The 16295-nt window shown below is 68.9% G+C and carries 16 protein-coding genes; 7 read left to right on the forward strand and 9 right to left on the reverse strand.

All coding sequences use genetic code 11. The features are described from left to right. Window positions 1-526 precede the first annotated feature (526 nt). Both R1Z03_RS03240 and R1Z03_RS03245 read right to left on the reverse strand, forming a co-directional pair. Window positions 527-1108, reverse strand: a complete 582-nt coding sequence (locus R1Z03_RS03240) for an acyloxyacyl hydrolase (RefSeq protein ID WP_284397338.1) — start codon at window positions 1106-1108, stop codon at window positions 527-529. A gap of 175 nt (window positions 1109-1283) precedes the next feature. Further along, complete coding sequence (locus R1Z03_RS03245; RefSeq protein WP_284397335.1) at window positions 1284-1871, reverse strand: Spy/CpxP family protein refolding chaperone; 588 nt, start codon at window positions 1869-1871, stop codon at window positions 1284-1286. Window positions 1872-2237: 366 nt separating this feature from the next. Here R1Z03_RS03245 and R1Z03_RS03250 point away from each other — a divergent pair, with 366 nt between their 5' ends. The 5 genes from R1Z03_RS03250 (at window position 2238) to R1Z03_RS03270 (ending at window position 5986) form a co-directional block, all read left to right on the forward strand. After that, a complete protein-coding gene (locus R1Z03_RS03250) occupies window positions 2238-3242 on the forward strand; it encodes a recombination-associated protein RdgC (RefSeq protein WP_284430504.1) in 1005 nt (334 codons plus the stop codon). Between the two features lie 185 nt (window positions 3243-3427). Next, a complete protein-coding gene (locus tag R1Z03_RS03255; protein WP_284430503.1) occupies window positions 3428-3820 on the forward strand; it encodes a DUF6152 family protein in 393 nt (130 codons plus the stop codon). Between the two features lie 8 nt (window positions 3821-3828). Continuing rightward, entirely contained in the window at window positions 3829-4320 is a 492-nt protein-coding gene (locus R1Z03_RS03260) for a DUF2214 domain-containing protein (RefSeq protein ID WP_284427922.1), read from the forward strand. An 84-nt stretch (window positions 4321-4404) separates the two neighbouring features. Next, on the forward strand, window positions 4405-5658 hold the full coding sequence (locus R1Z03_RS03265) for a nucleoside recognition domain-containing protein (protein WP_317356842.1): 1254 nt from the start codon (window positions 4405-4407) through the stop codon (window positions 5656-5658). A 79-nt stretch (window positions 5659-5737) separates the two neighbouring features. Beyond that, complete coding sequence (locus R1Z03_RS03270; protein ID WP_284397321.1) at window positions 5738-5986, forward strand: DUF3297 family protein; 249 nt, start codon at window positions 5738-5740, stop codon at window positions 5984-5986. A gap of 125 nt (window positions 5987-6111) precedes the next feature. Here the strand turns inward: R1Z03_RS03270 and R1Z03_RS03275 are convergent, their stop codons facing one another. The 7 genes from R1Z03_RS03275 to R1Z03_RS03305 form a co-directional block, all read right to left on the reverse strand. Next, entirely contained in the window at window positions 6112-6588 is a 477-nt protein-coding gene (locus R1Z03_RS03275; RefSeq protein ID WP_317356845.1) for an STY0301 family protein, read from the reverse strand. A gap of 20 nt (window positions 6589-6608) precedes the next feature. Next, on the reverse strand, window positions 6609-7001 hold the full coding sequence (locus R1Z03_RS03280; protein ID WP_284430500.1) for a BPSL0067 family protein: 393 nt from the start codon (window positions 6999-7001) through the stop codon (window positions 6609-6611). A gap of 72 nt (window positions 7002-7073) precedes the next feature. Then, window positions 7074-8261, reverse strand: a complete 1188-nt coding sequence (locus R1Z03_RS03285; RefSeq protein ID WP_317356848.1) for an acetyl-CoA C-acyltransferase family protein — start codon at window positions 8259-8261, stop codon at window positions 7074-7076. 183 nt (window positions 8262-8444) lie between these two features. Continuing rightward, entirely contained in the window at window positions 8445-9287 is an 843-nt protein-coding gene (locus R1Z03_RS03290) for an enoyl-CoA hydratase/isomerase family protein (RefSeq protein WP_372588231.1), read from the reverse strand. Window positions 9288-9432: 145 nt separating this feature from the next. Further along, window positions 9433-11106 (reverse strand): ATP-binding protein, encoded by a 1674-nt coding sequence (locus R1Z03_RS03295; RefSeq protein ID WP_317356850.1) that lies wholly within the window; start codon window positions 11104-11106, stop codon window positions 9433-9435. Window positions 11107-11360: 254 nt separating this feature from the next. Next, on the reverse strand, window positions 11361-11792 hold the full coding sequence (gene cueR, locus R1Z03_RS03300) for a Cu(I)-responsive transcriptional regulator (protein ID WP_284407806.1): 432 nt from the start codon (window positions 11790-11792) through the stop codon (window positions 11361-11363). Continuing rightward, on the reverse strand, window positions 11789-11986 hold the full coding sequence (locus R1Z03_RS03305) for a heavy-metal-associated domain-containing protein (protein ID WP_272550052.1): 198 nt from the start codon (window positions 11984-11986) through the stop codon (window positions 11789-11791). Before R1Z03_RS03305 ends, cueR begins: the two co-directional genes overlap by 4 nt. Window positions 11987-12126: 140 nt before the next feature. On the opposite strand from R1Z03_RS03305, the gene R1Z03_RS03310 reads away from it, so the two are divergent. Together R1Z03_RS03310 and R1Z03_RS03315 are read left to right on the forward strand one after the other, a co-directional pair. Then, entirely contained in the window at window positions 12127-14481 is a 2355-nt protein-coding gene (locus R1Z03_RS03310) for a heavy metal translocating P-type ATPase (RefSeq protein WP_317356856.1), read from the forward strand. A gap of 106 nt (window positions 14482-14587) precedes the next feature. Next, on the forward strand, window positions 14588-16243 hold the full coding sequence (locus R1Z03_RS03315) for a methyl-accepting chemotaxis protein (protein ID WP_284430495.1): 1656 nt from the start codon (window positions 14588-14590) through the stop codon (window positions 16241-16243). The last annotated feature ends 52 nt before the right edge of the window (window positions 16244-16295 follow it).

Raw genomic sequence — 16295 nt, forward strand, 5'->3', positions numbered from 1 at the left:
GAAAGCGGCCCCTTCCGTGCGATGTCGCCAGGTCCGACACCTGCCGACCATGGCTCGGGCGCAGCCCGTCGATCGGACGGCGAGGCGTTCGCCCCTTTCTTCTTTTTCTTTCCCTTCCCTTTTTCTTTTCCCACGGCGGGCGGGATGCCTTCGTTTTGCGCCGGGCCCGGGTGGCCTCGGACAAGGAGCGCGGCGGTCGGTTTTCGGCGGCCCGGAGGTTCCTTGTTATTCCATTAAAGGTTCTATCAATACATAGCAGTAGTAGTAGAGGAGCCCCGTTTCTGTGGACAAGGCCGATTTCCTCAACGCTGCCAAGCACTTGGATGGTCGCAAACCCTGTGGCGCTGGCCGGGTGAACCGGCATGCCGGGCGACAACAACTTCGGCGCCTCGGCGTCTTCTGTGGATAACCCATGGGTTGCTCCGGAAATGTCCCCAGGTTTGTCCACAATGCGCCCCGGATCGGCATTGGCCAAAGAAAAAGGGCCCCGAAGGGCCCTTGTTGGCATGGATGAAACAGGCAGGGATCAGAAGTGGTACGCGTAGCGCAGCTGCACGAAGTTCTCGCCCGGGTTGGGCTTCTTGATGCCCGCGTTGGACAGGTGCTGCACCCGCAGCACGATCTCGTGCTGTCGCTGCGCGCCCAGGCTGTAGCCCACGCCCAGGTGGGAGCCGAAGTTGTATCGGGTGCTGAACTCCTTGTCGGGGGTGTGGTACTTGCGGTCGGCATACGTGATGCCGACGCCCCCTTCCCAGAACCAGTTGGCGCGGCCGTTGTCCGGGCGCAGGCGGAAGGTGGGGGTGAAGCCGACCACGGTCAGGTCGCCCGAGCCATTGACCCCGTTGTACGACCAGCGGCTGGCGGAAATGTCCCAGTAGCCGCGCACTTCATGGCCCCACAGCTCGCTCTGCCAGTTCCAGGGCAGCGTCACACCCACGGCGGCGGAATCGGTCTGGTGTTCTGCCCAGCCGCCTTGCACGTAGACGGATGGGCTGGTGCCCGAAGGCTGGGCGTGAACGGCGCCTGCGCCGGCGACGCAGGCCAGCGCCAGGAAAAAAGCGTTCCCGCGCAGCAGGGCGCGGGAACGCAGGAGGTGGGTGATCGGCATGGAAATTCCCTCGATGGAATGACTGTGGGTTTGCACAACGTGTGTAACCCACTGTATTCCGCCCATCGGGGGGTGCGTTGTAGGCAGTCGCCTCAACCGTACTGATCGGTCGGGATCTGACCGGGGGGTATGCAGAGATATCCAGACTGTGCGCAAACCCCCCCGGACCGGTCGCTTACTGCGGCGCGGGTGCGGGCACCGGCGGCACGGCCGGGCGTTCGCCGCGCGGGCCGCCGTGGCGTCCGTCCTTGCCGCGTTCACCATCGCGTGGGCCGCCCATGCCAGGGTGGCGGTGCATGCGGCGGCTTTCCTGGTCGAAGGTCTTTTGCTGCGCCGGGGTCAGCGTGGCGTAGAAGGCCTTGGTGGCTTCATCGCGGCGGTCGGCCTCCGCGCTGTGCTGGGCGCGCATGGCCCGCATGCGGTCGATGCGCTCGGGCGTGGTCAGCTGGTCGAGGCCCTTGGGGTCGAGCCGCGCGCCGCGCTCCTGCGGCTGCATCGCGGCCTTGAAGGTGTCCCAGGCGGGCTGCTGGGCCGGGGTGAGCTGCAGCTTTTGCTGCAGGGCGTTGGCGCGCTGCTCCATGTGCGCCTTGCGCTGCTCGGGGCTGGGCATGCGGTGGCGCGGGCCGTCCTGCGACGGGCCGGCGGCGGGCGGCGCGGACGGGGCGGGGGGAGGGGTCTGCGCGAAGGCGGGTGCGGCCAGGGCGGCCAGCAAGGCGGTGGCGGCGGCAGCGCCGGCGATGCGTCGTTGGAAGAAGATGGACATGGTGGTTCCTTTCTTGCCCCAGGGGGCGAGTGGGTCCGCCGCAACGACCGTTGCAGCGGTTGAGGGCCAGTGTCTTCCCCCTGTGTAACGCCGGCGTGAGGCGTTCGTGTGGCTGTGTAAAGTTGTGACAAGGGTTGGTTGCCCTGTCCGTGCAACGGGGGATGGGAATGGCCCCATGCCGGCGTATTGATTGCCTGTGCAGCTATTGAATCCATAGCAAACGGGGTGCCATGCCAGCGAAGGCCACGCCAGGCCGCGGGCCCGGCGCCGACCGCACCCCCGACAATGGCACCCCGCTGCACCGCGCCGCGCCCCCGGGCGTGCGCCCCAGGGTGTGCCAATGAACGTCAGAGCTGAAGGATTTCCGTGTTCAAGAACATGATCGTGTACCGCATCGCGCCGCAGTGGCAGGTGGACCTGCCGCAGGTGGAGGAGGCGCTGGCCAAGACGCCGTTCGTGGAGTGCGGCGCCACGCAGGAAAAATCGCTGGGCTGGGTGCCGCCGCGGGGCGACGCGCACGGCCCCATGGCCGAATCCGTGGGCGGGCAGTGGGTGCTGCGCTTCATGGTCGAGTCCAAGATGCTGCCCGGCTCGGTGCTCAACCGCAAGGTCAAGGAAAAGGCCGCGCGCATCGAGCAGGAAACTGGCCGCAAGCCCGGCAAGAAGGAAGCCAAGGAGCTCAAGGACGAGGCCAAGCTCGACCTGCTGCCCATGGCCTTCACCAAGCAGGGATCGATGTGGGTGTGGATCGACCCGCAGGCCCACTGGCTGGTGCTGGACACCAGCAGCCAGTCGCGGGCCGACGAGGTCGTCACGCTGCTGGTCGAGGCGCTGCCCGGCCTGTCGGTGGCGCTGCTCGATACGCAGACCTCGCCCCAGGCCGCCATGTCGCACTGGCTCAGCACGCAGGAGCCGCCCGTGGGCTTCAGCGTGGACCGCGAGTGCGAGCTCAAGAGCGCCGACGAGGCCAAGGCCGTAGTGCGCTATGCCCGCCATCCGCTCGACATCGACGAGGTGCGCGAGCACATCGCCGCCGGCAAGCTGCCCACCAAGCTCGCGATGACCTGGGACGACCGCGTGTCCTTTTTGCTGAGCGAAGGCCTGCAGGTGCGCAAGATATCGTTCCTGGACACGGTGTTCGAAGGCACCAAGGCCGATGACGGCGGCTTCGACACCGACGTGGCCATCGCCACGGGCGAACTCAGCAAGTTGATTCCCGACCTGATCGAGGCGCTGGGTGGCGAAGGCCGCACCGAACTGGGCGGCACGCCCCCGGCAGCGCCGGCGGCCGACCCTGCCGCCCCTGCGCCTTCGAGCGGCCCTGCTGCCGTGGCGGCCAACGGTGCCGAAGACGACGACGCACCGTTCTGACCCGCGGGCCCGCGGCCCGGGACAGCGCGCCGCCGCGCGGGCGCGAACCCCCATCGCCGTGGGGCCATCGTTTGGCGATGCGCCGCGCTGCGTGCACGATGGCTGTCGCGGCAGGGCCGGCCTGGACCGATGGCCGACCGGCGCATTCCCCACGTCCCGTGAAAACCGTTGCCTGGAGGTATCCGATGACCGTCATCACCCGTTCCGTTGTCAGCACCGCCGTCGCCCTGGCGGCCCTGTGCGCCGGCCCCGCGCAGGCGCACCACGGCTGGTCCTGGGCGGAAGAAGCCCAGTCCGAGCTGGCCGGCACCGTGCAGCGCGTACAGATCGCGCCGCCCCACCCGACGCTGGAGGTCAAGACCGCCGAGGGCGCCCTCTGGCGCGTGGAACTGGGCAATCCGTCGCAGACCGAGCGCTCCGGTTTCACCGCGGCCTCCGCCAAGCCGGGCGATGCCATCACCGCCATCGGCAACCGTGACCGGGACACTTCCCAGCGGCGCATGAAGGCCGTGCAGATCCAGGTCGGCGGCAAGACCTACGCCCTCTACCCCGAACGCATCCAGAACCCCAAACGCTAGAAGGCCCCATGGATTTCGCCGGGCTCACGCCCCTGCTGGACACCCTGGCCGCGTCCGCCCCGGCCGCGTGGCTGCGCCAGTCCGGCACGGCCTACCTGGTGGTCAACGCCCTGCACATCGCCGTGCTGGGCCTGGGCGTGGGCGCTGCCGTGCTGCTGGACCTGCGCCTGTGGGGCGCCATCGGCCGGCGCATTCCCCTGGCGCTGCTGGGTCCGTTCCTGTCGCGCGCGGCGGGGGCGGGGATCGCGCTGGCTCTGGTCACCGGGCTGTGGCTGTTCGCCACCCGGCCGGCCGACTACCTGGCCAATCCGGCGTTCCTGGTGAAGGTGGCGGTCATCGGGCTGGCGCTGCTGAATGCGCTGGCGCTGCATGCCGGCGGGCACTGGGCGCGCGCCCTGCGCGAAGGGCGCGCTGGCGGCTGGGTGCGCATGCAGGCTGCGGTGTCGCTCGCGCTGTGGCTGGGGGCCGTGCTGGCGGGGCGCTGGATCGGATTTCTCTGAGAACGCCGGGCGATTGAGCGCCAACGCGATCTCCAGAAAGACATTGGACAGGTTCTCAGGGTCCGTGCGGCTACCATCCCGGCCATGGCGCTCAACTGGGTCTGGATCGGGTTCTTCACCGTGGCGTTCGCCACCGCTGTCGTGCGCTGGCTGCTGGGCGCGGACGGCATCTTCCAGGCCTTGCTGGCCGCGCTGTTCGATGCGGCCCGCTCGGGCTTCGAGATCTCGCTGGGCCTGGCCGGCGTGATGGCGCTGTGGCTGGGCCTGCTGCGCGTGGGCGAGCGCGCCGGCATGATCGAGCTGCTCGCCCGCGCCGCCGCCCCGCTGCTGCGCCGGCTGTTCCCCGGCGTGCCCGACGGCCACCCGGCGCAGGGCGCGATGACCATGAACCTCTCGGCCAACCTGCTGGGCCTGGACAACGCCGCCACGCCGCTCGGCCTCACGGCCATGCGCGAACTGCAGACCCTCAACCCCGGCCCGCCCGACACCGCCAGCAACGCGCAGATCATGTTCGTGGTGATGAACACCGCGGGGCTCACGCTCATTCCCACCTCGGTCATCGCCATCCGCCAGAGCCTGGCCCTGAAGCAGGGGTTGGGCGCGGGCTTCAACGCGGCGGACATCTTTTTGCCGACGCTGCTGGTCACCTTCGCGTCGCTGCTGGCGGGCGTGCTGGCCGTGGCCGTGTGCCAGCGCCTGCCCCTGTGGCGCGCGCGCCTGCTGCTGCCGGTGCTGGCCGTGTCCGGGCTGCTGGCAGCGGCCGTCACGGCGCTGGCCCGGTTGCCGGCCGAGCAGGCCGCGCGCATAGCCGGCACCACCGGGGCGGCGGTCATCCTGGGCGTGGTCATGCTCTTCGTGCTGGCGGGCGCCGTGCGGCGCGTGAACGTCTACGACGCCTTCATCGAAGGCGCCAAGGAAGGCTTTGGCGTGGCGGTGCAGATCGTGCCCTACCTCATCGCCATCCTCGCGGCCATCGGCATCTTCCGCGCAGCCGGCTGCATGGATGCACTGCTGGGCGCCATCGGCGCTGGCGTGGCGGCGATGGGCTGGGACACCGCGTTCCTGCCGGCCCTGCCCGTGGGGCTGATGAAGGTGCTCTCCGGCGCCGGCGCGCGGGGCCTGATGATCGACGTCATGCAGACGCACGGCGTCGATTCCTTCGCCGGCCGCCTGGCCGCCATCGTGCAGGGATCGACGGAAACCACCTTCTACGTGCTGGCGGTGTACTTCGGCAGCGTGGGCATCCGGCACGCGCGGCATGCGCTGGCGTGCGCGCTGGTGGCGGATGCGGTGGGGCTGGCGGCGGCGATCGGGGTGGGGTACGCGATGCTGCGGTGACTGCGCTGCCTCTCAAACCTTGGACAATTCACCCCTTCGACTGCCATCCCATTCACGCCTTCCCTCAGAAAGCCTTTCCGTGACCGACGCTCCGCAACGCCCCGACCTGCCCGACCACCTCTCCATCGACCCGCGCAGCCCGCACCATGTCGCCGCCGTGTTCGAGCACGACATCGGGATCCGCTTCAATGGAAAGGAGCGCTTCGACGTGGAGGAGTACTGCGTGAGCGGGGGCTGGGTGAAGGTGCCCGCGGGCAAGACGGTGGACCGCAAGGGCCGGCCGCTGATGATCACGCTCAAGGGCGCGGTGGAAGCGTTCTACAAGTGAAAACCCCGCCATGCCGGCGGATTGTTTGCCTGGATTGCTATTAAAAAAATAGCGAATTGACGGCGCTGCGTGTCGCGGCGGATTCCCGTCTGCCCGGACATCCGCCGCGCGCCCTCAGGCGCGGCTCACTCGCACTGGAAGCGCGTCTGCAGCGTGGCCGGGTTCTTCGTGGTGCTTGATCGGGCGGTGCAGCGCTTCACCGCGTCGTCCACGCGCTGCACCACGCGCACGGCGCCGCCGGCGTAGTCGCACGCGAGGAACTTGCCCTGCGGGTAGTCGCCTTCGAAATTCCACACGGCTGTGGCGCCCCCCTTGCCGGGCTTGTCCGACTGGGGCATGAGGACGGCGCCCTGGGCGGGCGGGCCGTCGAAGACGTTGTGGCCGGTCAGGCGCAGGGGGCGCTGGTCGAGCACGATCTCGGTGCCGGCCGGCAGGCCGGCGGCCTCCGCGCGGGGCGAGGTGAGGCGCACGGTGGCCGGGCAGTCCAGCGATGCCGTGGCGGCAATCGCTGGAGCGGACACGCCAGAGAAGAGCGCTGCGGTAAGGGCAACCAGCGCCGCCGCTCGGGCTGCAGGGCGGCGCAAAAGGGGGGTGGAGCGCATGTGGGCCTTTTCTTGGTCGATCACTCGATGACGGAATACGCGGCGGCGTTGTTGCTGGGATCGGCGAAATCCCCATTCTTGCGCTGGACTTTCGGCCGGATGTAGCGCATGGAGACCTTGGGTTTTTGCGTATCGCTCAGCCACTGGTCCATGATCCAGATGCCGCCGGGGTCCTGTGAGATGAAGAACGCCGCGTGGTTGCCCGTGGGCAGGCTGCCGTAGCGTCCTTTGTCGTTGAAGGTGGCGATGGCCGTGCCCTTCTTGATGTTGGCGTTGCCGAAGACGGTCTCGCCCGGTTTCCAGGAACTGGTGTGGGGCAGTTGCGCATAGTGCTGCAGCAGGGCCACGCAGTGCTTGCTGCCGACCTTGCTGGTTCCCTCCAAGGCTTCGGCGTTTTGGTAGATGTAAGGCATCGTCGAGTGGGCGGACAAAAGCAGCGATCCTAGTCGGCCGCGTGCCTTTTGCCCTGGCTGTTTCCAACCGTTTCAAACCCGCTCGAAGATGGCCGCGATGCCCTGCCCGCCGCCGATGCACATCGTGACCAGCGCGTACCGCCCGCCGGTGCGGTGCAGCTCGGCGACGGCCTTGGTCGTGATGATCGCGCCGGTGGCACCCACGGGGTGGCCCAGGGAGATGCCCGAGCCGTTGGGATTGACCTTGGCGGGGTCCAGGCCGAGTTCCTGAATGACGGCGCAGGCCTGGGCGGCGAAGGCCTCGTTGGCCTCGATGACGTCCATGTCCTCGATCTTCAGGCCCGTGCGCTGCAGCACCTGGCGCGTGGCGGGCACCGGGCCGATGCCCATGTAGGCCGGGTCCACGCCCGCGTGCGCGTAGCCGACCAGGCGGGCGAGCGGCTTGGCGTTCAGCGCGGCCACGCGGTCGCCGGCCACCAGCACCACGGCGGCGGCGCCGTCGTTGATGCCCGAGGCATTGCCGGCGGTGACACTGCCGCCGTCCTTCTTGAACGCGGGCTTCATGCCGGCCAGCACGTCCAGCGTGGTGTTGCCGCGCACATGCTCGTCGGTGTCGAACAGCACGGTGCCCTTGCGCGTGGCGATCTCGACCGGAACGATCTGCGCCTTGAAGTACCCGGCGGCAATGGCCGCGGCGGCGCGGTGCTGGCTGGCGGCGGCCAGTTCGTCCTGCATGGTGCGGCTGATGCGGTAGCGCTCGGCCACGTTCTCGGCGGTGATGCCCATGTGCATCTTCTGCCAGGGGTCGTGCAGGATGCCCAGCATGTAGTCGATGCTCTTGGCGTCGCCCATGCGCTGGCCGTAGCGCGCGGCGGTGTCGAAGTAGGGGCCGCGGCTCATGGATTCGCTGCCGCCGCCGACGGCCACGTCGCAGTCGCCCAGCACGATGGCCTGCGCGGCCGACACGATGGCCTGCAGGCCGGAGCCGCACAGGCGGTTGACGTTGAAGGCCGGCGTCTCGATGGGGCAGCCCGCATCGATGGCGGCCACGCGGGCCAGGTAGGCGTCCTTGGTGTCGGTGGGGATGACGTTGCCCATGACCACGTGGCCTACCGTGTCGGGTGCGAGGCCGCTGCGTTCGATGGCGGCGCGCGTGACCGTGGTGGCCAGCTGGCTGTTGGGCACGTCCTTGAGCGTGCCGCCGAAGGTGCCGATGGCGGTGCGGGCGGTGCCGACGATGAAGACGTCGCGGTGGTTCATGGCAGGGGTCTCCTCAAGGAATGAAGGGGCGGACAGGTTCTCAAATGCAGGGCCGGTCGTTGCAGTGCGCTGCGCGGGCCGCGCAATGGGGATCGGACAGGATGTTAGGGCCGGGCGGCGGGCAGGGCAGCCGCGTGGGCGTCAGCCGCCGCGGCGGTGTCGTGCCCTGCCGCGCAGGGGTGCCTACCGCCCTTCGAAGCGCGGCTTTTCCTTGGCGTAGAAGGCGGCGATGCCCGCGGCCAGGTCGGCCGTGCGCGCGCAGTCGCCGAAGGCGCGGGTTTCCGCCTCCAGTTGCGCGGGCAGGTCGCGGTCGAACGAGGCGCGCATCAGCCGGCGCATGTGGCCCAGCGCCACCGTGGGGCCGGCGGCCAGGCGCTCGGCGAGAGCGTCCACCGCCGCATCGAGCTGGTCGGCGGGCACCACCTGGTTGACCAGGCCCAGGCGCTCGGCATCGGCGCTGGTGAGCGTGTCGCCGAGCAGGGCGATCTCCAGCGCGCGGCGCAGGCCCACCTGGCGCGGCAGGGCCCACGAGGCGCCCACGTCGCAACTGGTGCCCAGGTTGATGTAGGCCAGGTTGAAGCGCGTGCCCTCGGCGGCGAGGATGAAATCGGCCAGCAGCATCAGGCTCATGCCGGCCCCGGCGGCCACGCCGTGCACCTTGGCGATGACGGGCGCGTCGATGTTCGCGAGCAGGGTGGCGGCCTCGTTGAGCGGGCCCAGCAGGTCCGCGGCGCCCTGGACGGGGTCTTCGCGCAAGGTGGCCAGATCGCCCCCCGCCATGAAGCCCTTGCCCGCGCCGCACAGCACCACGGCCCGCACGCCCGGATCGGCCGCGATGCTGCGCGCGGCCGCGCACAGCGCCTGGGCCATGGGCACGTCGATGGCGTTGAGCGCGGCCGGGCGGTGGAACTGCAGCGTGGCGATGGTGCCCTCGCGGCGAAAGACCAGAGGCGGGCTGGCGGCGTCGGGTGCGGTGGCTGCGGCATCGTTGTCTCCTGTGCAAGGTGAGCCTGCTTTCGTGAGCAAGCAAAACCACCTTGGTTTTGCTGCGAAAGCGACCAAGTTGCCATGCTTTCTCCAGCATGGGCATGCGTTGTTTAACCCGCTATCGTGTCTTCTCAAAAGATGTCGGGTTTTATAAGTCGTTGATTTATATGAAATGCCTGATCGGTCAAAGGGCTGCTTTAACTTTTTTATCGCCTGTTGGCTTAAAGACCGACGTATCTGCAAGATACCAGCGGGCCCACCGCCGCTGGCCAAGAACACCGATCAAACCCTCATTGCGTAACTCGTCGAGCAGTTTCTGCACTGCCTTCATGGGCAGCGACGGCAACACTTGGCGGAACTCGCTGAGCGGTGCACCCGCTTCCCCCTGGTCTTTGAGGTGTTGCAGCAACAGGGCCTTGTTGGTGCCGTGATCTAGGCCCCGCTTGCGGGTATAGGTGCCTTTGTTTCCCAGCGTCGCATACAAGGCGGCAGCCAGCATGTATTTCGCGGTTTTGCCACGGCCCACCATTTCCACCGCGCCGACCTCTGCCAGCGCGGGCAGGCGCTCCTGAATTTCGGGGGTGAGCGAACGGCCTTGTTCCAACCTCTCGAGTGCCAGATAGTCCAGCGTTGAAAAACCGCGCAGCGTCTCTTCGCCCAGCCGCTCCATGAACCGCACAAACGCCGGGTTGCGCACTCCGCCCTCCAGCGTCAGTCGAACTTCATGCGTGGCCGTGCCCGCAAAGCTAGGCAGCGGCTTGCCCTGGCGCACGGCGCTTTCCATCATCAGGTTCAGACCTTGTCCAGAGCGCTCGATCAGGCCGCAACGTCCCAAGGCTTCTGCCAAGCGGCGATTGCGTGGGTATTGCTGATCGATGATGTTTTCCGGAGTAATGCCTGGAGGCAGACCGCCAGGACTCACTACTTCCAGGCGTTTGGCAAACTGCCGGATGAAGATCGATCCACCCAACCTGTAGTCGCGGTGGGCGACCGCGTTCAAAATGGCTTCACGCACCGGCACTTCAGCGAAGGTGGGCAGGTCCATGCGAAAGAAGTCATCCTGGTAGCTTTGGCGGTCGTTGCGCAGGTTGATCTTTTTCCATAGTGCGTCTTGCCAAGCAAAAAAGCCTGCGCGGTATTCCTCCCTGTCCGCAGCCGGGCCAGCGGCTTCGGATGAGCGGTATTCAAACACCAGCTCAGCCTGGGCCAGCCACCGTGTAAGGCCCGCGCGCGTGCCAAACAGGATGAGCGCCGCATAGCTCACACGGTCGCCATCCACCAATAGCTCGGCATCGCGCAGGGTTTGCTGGTCACTCAAGTCGTGCCTGCGGATGTCGCCGCTCTTGCGCGTCCAGCGCTCGCGAAAGAGCGCTATGGATTCAGAGTCCAGATCCGCCAGCGTGGCGCCAGGACAGGGCTGGGCAGAAAAGTCCGGGCCAGTCTCGGCAAAGATGTCGCGCAGTTCCTGGCTGCTCAATGCTGCGAGGTCGTCGCCTGCGCGTTTGAAGTATTGGCCGTCGATCTCCCACGCCGTGCCCGGTAGCCGGGCAGGGACATGCACGATCACCACCCGTCCCTCAGGCAGACGGAGCTCTTCGACCGGGATGCGATGTCCTAGCCGCTGGTGCAAGCCCGCCTCCGTGCGCTCTGGCGCATCAAAGGCCAGCGAACCGACGATGCGCCGAGGCCGCTTGTCCGTCACGCCCAGAACCATGGTGCCGCCGCCTTCGTTGGCCAGGGCCACGCAGTACTTGAGCAGCTTTTCAAAATCGTAGCGCTGCTTGGCCTCTTTGAACTCCAGGCGCTGGCCTTCGGGTTCAAGCAACCATTGTTCAAGCTGGGCGACGGAAGTGGGCATGGCAGTGGATGGGGTGCGGTGAGGCTGAAGATTTCAGTGGCATTGGCGTGCCTCGAGTGATGCCTGCGGATTGAGGACGTTCCACCGGATCGACCTTGTTCCTCCATTCACCGGTGAGCATCGGACTGCGCGCGGGGCGTTGCAAGCAAAGTGGCAAGTCTGCCACGGGATGCCGTTGCGTGCTCCTAAAAAATTCGGCCTGGTTTTGCCTTCAGCGCATATCCACCTAGCGCAGTTAGCTATCAAAAGATGAGCTAACTTGCAGTTGGACCTGCCAGATCGTCCAGGATCGGGCAGTCCGGCCGCTCGTCCCCCTGGCAGCAGCCCACCAGCGACTGCAGCGTGCGCTGCATGGCCTGCATGGCGGCGATGCGCTGGGCCAGATCGTCGATGTGGGCTTGGGCGATCTGCTTGACGTGGGCGCTGGCGCGGCGCTTGTCCTGCCACAGGCCGAGCAGGGTGGCGATCTCCTGCATCGAGAACCCCAGGTCGCGGCTGCGGCGGATGAAGCGCAGGGTGTGCACGTCGGCCTCGGTGTACTGGCGGTAGCCGCTGCCGGTGCGCGCCACGCCGGCCAGCAGGCCCAGGGCCTCGTAGTGGCGCACCATGCGCGGCGAGACCCCGGCCCGCTCGGCCGCGGTGCCAATGGGCACCGGCCCGCCCTGCGGTGCGGCCGTGGCGCTCATGCGGCGACCGTGTAGCCCTCTTCGGTGATCGCGGCGGCCAGCGCGTCGCGCGCCTGGTCGCTCTCGACCACCACCTTGCCCTGGGCCAGATCCACCTGCACGGTGGCGTCGGGATCGACCTGGCGGACGGCGTGGACGACGGCGCGTTCGCAGTGGCCGCAGGTCATGCCGGTGACTTGGAGATGGTGTTGCATGGGGTGCTCCGTTCGGGAAAGGGTGGAAGAACAATGGGTGCCAGCATCATGAACCCTGACATGGTGGCAGAGTCAAGCGGCCCCGTGCTTTCCGCGGGGCGCTTGACCTTGCCATCGCGTCAAGGTTTAAGGTGCCCACCATGAACCCGACACCCACCGCCCCGCCATCCCCCTCCGATTCCGCCCCGGGCACGCTCGACCTGGGCATCGGCGGCATGACCTGCGCGAGCTGCTCGGGCCGCGTGGAGCGCGCACTGCGCAAGGTGCCGGGCGTGCAGGAGGCCACGGTCAACCTGGCGACCGAGCGGGCCCATGTGGTCTATGCGGCCGGTGCTGCCGATGTGGCTGGTGTGGCCGGTGGGGGCGCGGCGATGGAGGCGCAGCTGCGCCGGGCGGTGCGCAACGCGGGCTACGAGCCCCGCGCCCCGCAGGCGCAGGACGCCGAGGCGCGCGGCCAGTCGCCCTGGGCGGGCTTCGGGCCGGTGGCCCTGGGACTGGCGCTGTCGGCGCCGCTGGTGCTGCCGATGCTGCTGGGCCTGTTACCGGAGCGCTTCGGCGCGCTGCTCGGCCCGCACGGCATGCTGCCGGCATGGCTGCAGTGGCTGCTGGCGACGCCCATGCAGTTCTGGCTGGGCGCGTGCTTTTACAAGGCGGGGTGGCACGCCCTCAAGGCGCGCTCCGGCAACATGGACCTGCTGGTGGCGATCGGCACCAGCGCGGGCTACGGGCTGTCGCTCTGGCTGTGGCTGACCGCGCCCGCCGGCCACGCCCCGCACCTGTACTTCGAGGCCTCGGCCGTGGTGATCACGCTGGTGCTGCTGGGCAAGTGGCTGGAGGCGCGGGCCAAGCGCCAGACCACGGCGGCCATCCGGGCGCTGCACGCCCTGCGGCCCGACGTGGCGCATCTGGTGGGTGCCGATGGCGAGGTGGACGTGCCCGTGGCCGAGGTGATGGCCGGCGACCGGATCGTGGTGCGCCCGGGCGAGCGCATTCCTGTGGACGGCACGGTGCTGGAGGGGCACACGCAGGTGGATGAATCCATGCTGACCGGCGAGCCGCTGCCGGTGCCGCGCACCGCGGGCGAGGCGCTCACGGGCGGCTCGATCAACGGCGACGGGCGGGTGGTGGTGCAGGTGTCGGCCGTGGGGGCCGAGACGGTGCTGGCCCGCATCATCCGGCTGGTGGAAAACGCGCAGGCCGGCAAGGCGCCGATCCAGCGGCTGGTGGACCGGGTGTCGGCGGTGTTCGTGCCGGTGGTGCTGGGCATCGCGCTGGCCACGCTGCTGGGCTGGCTCTTGGTGGGCGCCGGCGGCGAGGCGGCGGTGATCCACGCCGTGGCGGTGCTGGTGATCGCCTGCCCCTGCGCTTTGGGCCTGGCGACGCCGGCGGCCATCATGGCGGGCACGGGCGTGGCGGCCCGGCACGGCATCCTGATCCGGGACGCCGAGGCGCTGGAGCGCGCGCACCGCGTGGGCACGGTCGCCTTCGACAAGACGGGCACGCTGACGGTGGGCCAGCCCCGGCTGACCGCCTTCGAGGTGGCGCCCGGGCAGGACGGTGACGCGTTGCTCGCGGCGGTGGCCGGCGTGCAGGGCGGCAGCGAACACCCGCTGGCCCGCGCCGTGGTGCAGGAGGCCCGCCGCCGCGGCTTGGGTGTGCCCGCGCCGCAGGCCGTGAGCGCCGTGCCGGGCCGGGGCACCGAGGGCACGGCGGCCGGGCGCCAATTCCGCGTGGGCAGCCTGCGCTGGATGGAGGAACTGGGCGTGCCGCTGGGCGCCCTGGCCGCACCCGCCGCCGCGCTGCAATCGGCCGGTGCCACCGTGTCGGCGGTGGCCGAGGCACCGCCGGGCGAAGTGCCAACGGGCGAGGGTACGGCCGGCCCGGCGTGGGTGCTGCGGGCGCTGCTGGCCTTCGGCGACGAGCCCAAGCCCGGCGCGCGCGAGGCCCTAGCGGCGCTGCGGGCGCGCGGCCTGCGCGTGGTGATGGTGTCGGGCGACCACCGGGGCGCGGCCGAGGCCATGGCGCGCCGCCTGGGGCTGGACCCGGATGCCGGCGAGGTGATGGCCGAGGTGCTGCCCGGCGACAAGGCGGCGTGCGTGGCGCGCCTGCGGTCCGAGGCCGCGGCGGGGCCGGGCGCTCACCGCCCGGCACGCCACGCGGTGGCCATGGTGGGCGACGGCGTGAACGATGCGCCGGCCCTGGCCGCCGCCGACGTGGGCATGGCCATGGGCAACGGCACCGATGTGGCCATGCAGGCCGCGGGCATCACCCTGATGCGCGGCGACCCCCGGCTGGTGGCCGCGGCGCTGGACATTTCGCACCGCACGGTCGCCAAGATCCGGCAGAACCTGTTCTGGGCGTTTGCCTACAACGTGGCCGGCATTCCCCTGGCCGCACTGGGCTACCTGAGCCCCGTGGTGGCGGGCGCGGCCATGGCCCTCAGCTCGGTGAGTGTGATGGCGAACGCTTTGCTATTGAAGCGCTGGCGCGTTTGATAGTTACATTCGGTTAAAAGTCGGCAGGTCTGGCACACTGCAACGTTTGGTTGCATATGGTGGGCATCCTTTTGCTGGTCACCGAAGAGATTAGAGGACGACAACTATGAATTTCTTTTCGCTCATGCGGGGTTTTTCCATCCGCGTACGCATGCTGGGTGCGATTGGCGTGGTGCTGGGTTTGCTGGGATTGCTGGGGGGCGCAGGCATGCTGGGCATGTTCCGCATCCACGCGATGAGCGAGGAATTCATGGCGAATTCCTTCTCCGAGGTGGGCTACATGGCCGAGCTGCGCGGCGAGATGGGAGCCATCCGCCAGTTCGAGAAGGACATGATCATCCAGTACGAGAAGCCCGAGGGCGTCAAGCAGGCGCACACGGCATGGCTGGCCAGCCTGGACCGCGCCAAGAAGGTCGCGGCCCGCTTCCTCGAAGGCCCCGAAGACCCGGACAACGCCCTGGTGCGCGACATCGTCAAGCGGCTGGACAGCTACCGCGAACAGTTCGCGCACGTGGCGCGGCAGCTGGAGGCCGGCGGCTACGACACGGCCACCATCGCCAACCGCATGAGCGGCAAGGCCGTGGCCGAGTTCGCCGAGGCCGACAAGCTCATGGTCCAGCTCGATACCAGCCTGCGCAACGAGGTGGCCGAGGTGGCCGCCCGGCAAAAGCAGGTGTCCGGCGAAACCCAGTGGCTGTTCGTGCTGGCGGTGCTCATCACCATCGTGGTGGTGGTGCCTCTGACCTTGCTCAACATGGTGTCCATCTGCCGTCCGCTGGCCGAGGCCCAGCGCATGGCGCAGGCCATTGCCGGCGGCGACCTCTCGCAGCGGGTGCAGGTGGAGGGCCGCGACGAAGTGGCCGACCTGCAGCGCGCGCTGGACGACATGCAGCAGGGCCTGGGGGCGCTGGTCTCGCAGGTGCGCGATGCGAGCGGCAGCATCGCCACCGCCAGTGCCGAAATCGCCACCGGCAACCAGGACCTGTCCGGCCGCACCGAGCAGACGGCCAGCAACGCCCAGGAGGCCGTGGCCTCGCTGGCGGAGCTCACCACCACGGTGCAGCAGACGGCATCGTCCTCGCAGGTGGCCAACCAATTGGCGTCGTCCGCCTCGGGCATCGCCACGCGCGGCGGCAGCGTGGTGCAGCAGGCCGTGGCCAGCATGCACGAGATCTCCAGCTCCAGCCGCAAGATCAGCGACATCATCGGCGTGATCGACGGCATCGCCTTCCAGACCAACATCCTGGCGCTGAACGCGGCCGTGGAAGCCGCCCGCGCGGGCGAGCAGGGCCGGGGCTTCGCGGTGGTGGCCGGCGAGGTGCGCAGCCTGGCCCAGCGCTCGGCCGAAGCGGCCAAGGAAATCAAAGCGCTGATCAGCTCCAGCGTGACCGCGGTGGACGGCGGCGTGCGCCATGTCGAGGACGCCGGCGCGGCCATGAAGGAAATCGTGGACAGCGTGCAGCGCGTGTCCGACATCATCGGCGAGATCAATTCCGCCTCGGCCGAGCAGACCGCCGGCATCGGCCAGGTCAACGGCTCGGTGGGCGAGATCGACCGCATGACACAGCAGAACGCCGCGCTGGTGGAGCAATCCGCCGCCGCCGCCGAATCGCTGCGCGAGCAGGCCGCGCGCCTGTCGCAGGTGGTGCAGCAGTTCCATCTGGCCGACGGGCAGGCCTACGCCTCGGTGCACGCTGATGCGGCGCTGCAGGGCTTGCCTGCCTCCAGCGGCCTGGTGCGGCCGCAGCTCACCGGGGGTTGACCCGGCGGGAGGGCCGGTCCTCCCGGCCCCTCCTGCTCCCCAGCCTCCCCGG

The organism is Acidovorax sp. BLS4 (assembly GCF_032929295.1).
GTDB lineage: Bacteria > Pseudomonadota > Gammaproteobacteria > Burkholderiales > Burkholderiaceae_C > Paracidovorax.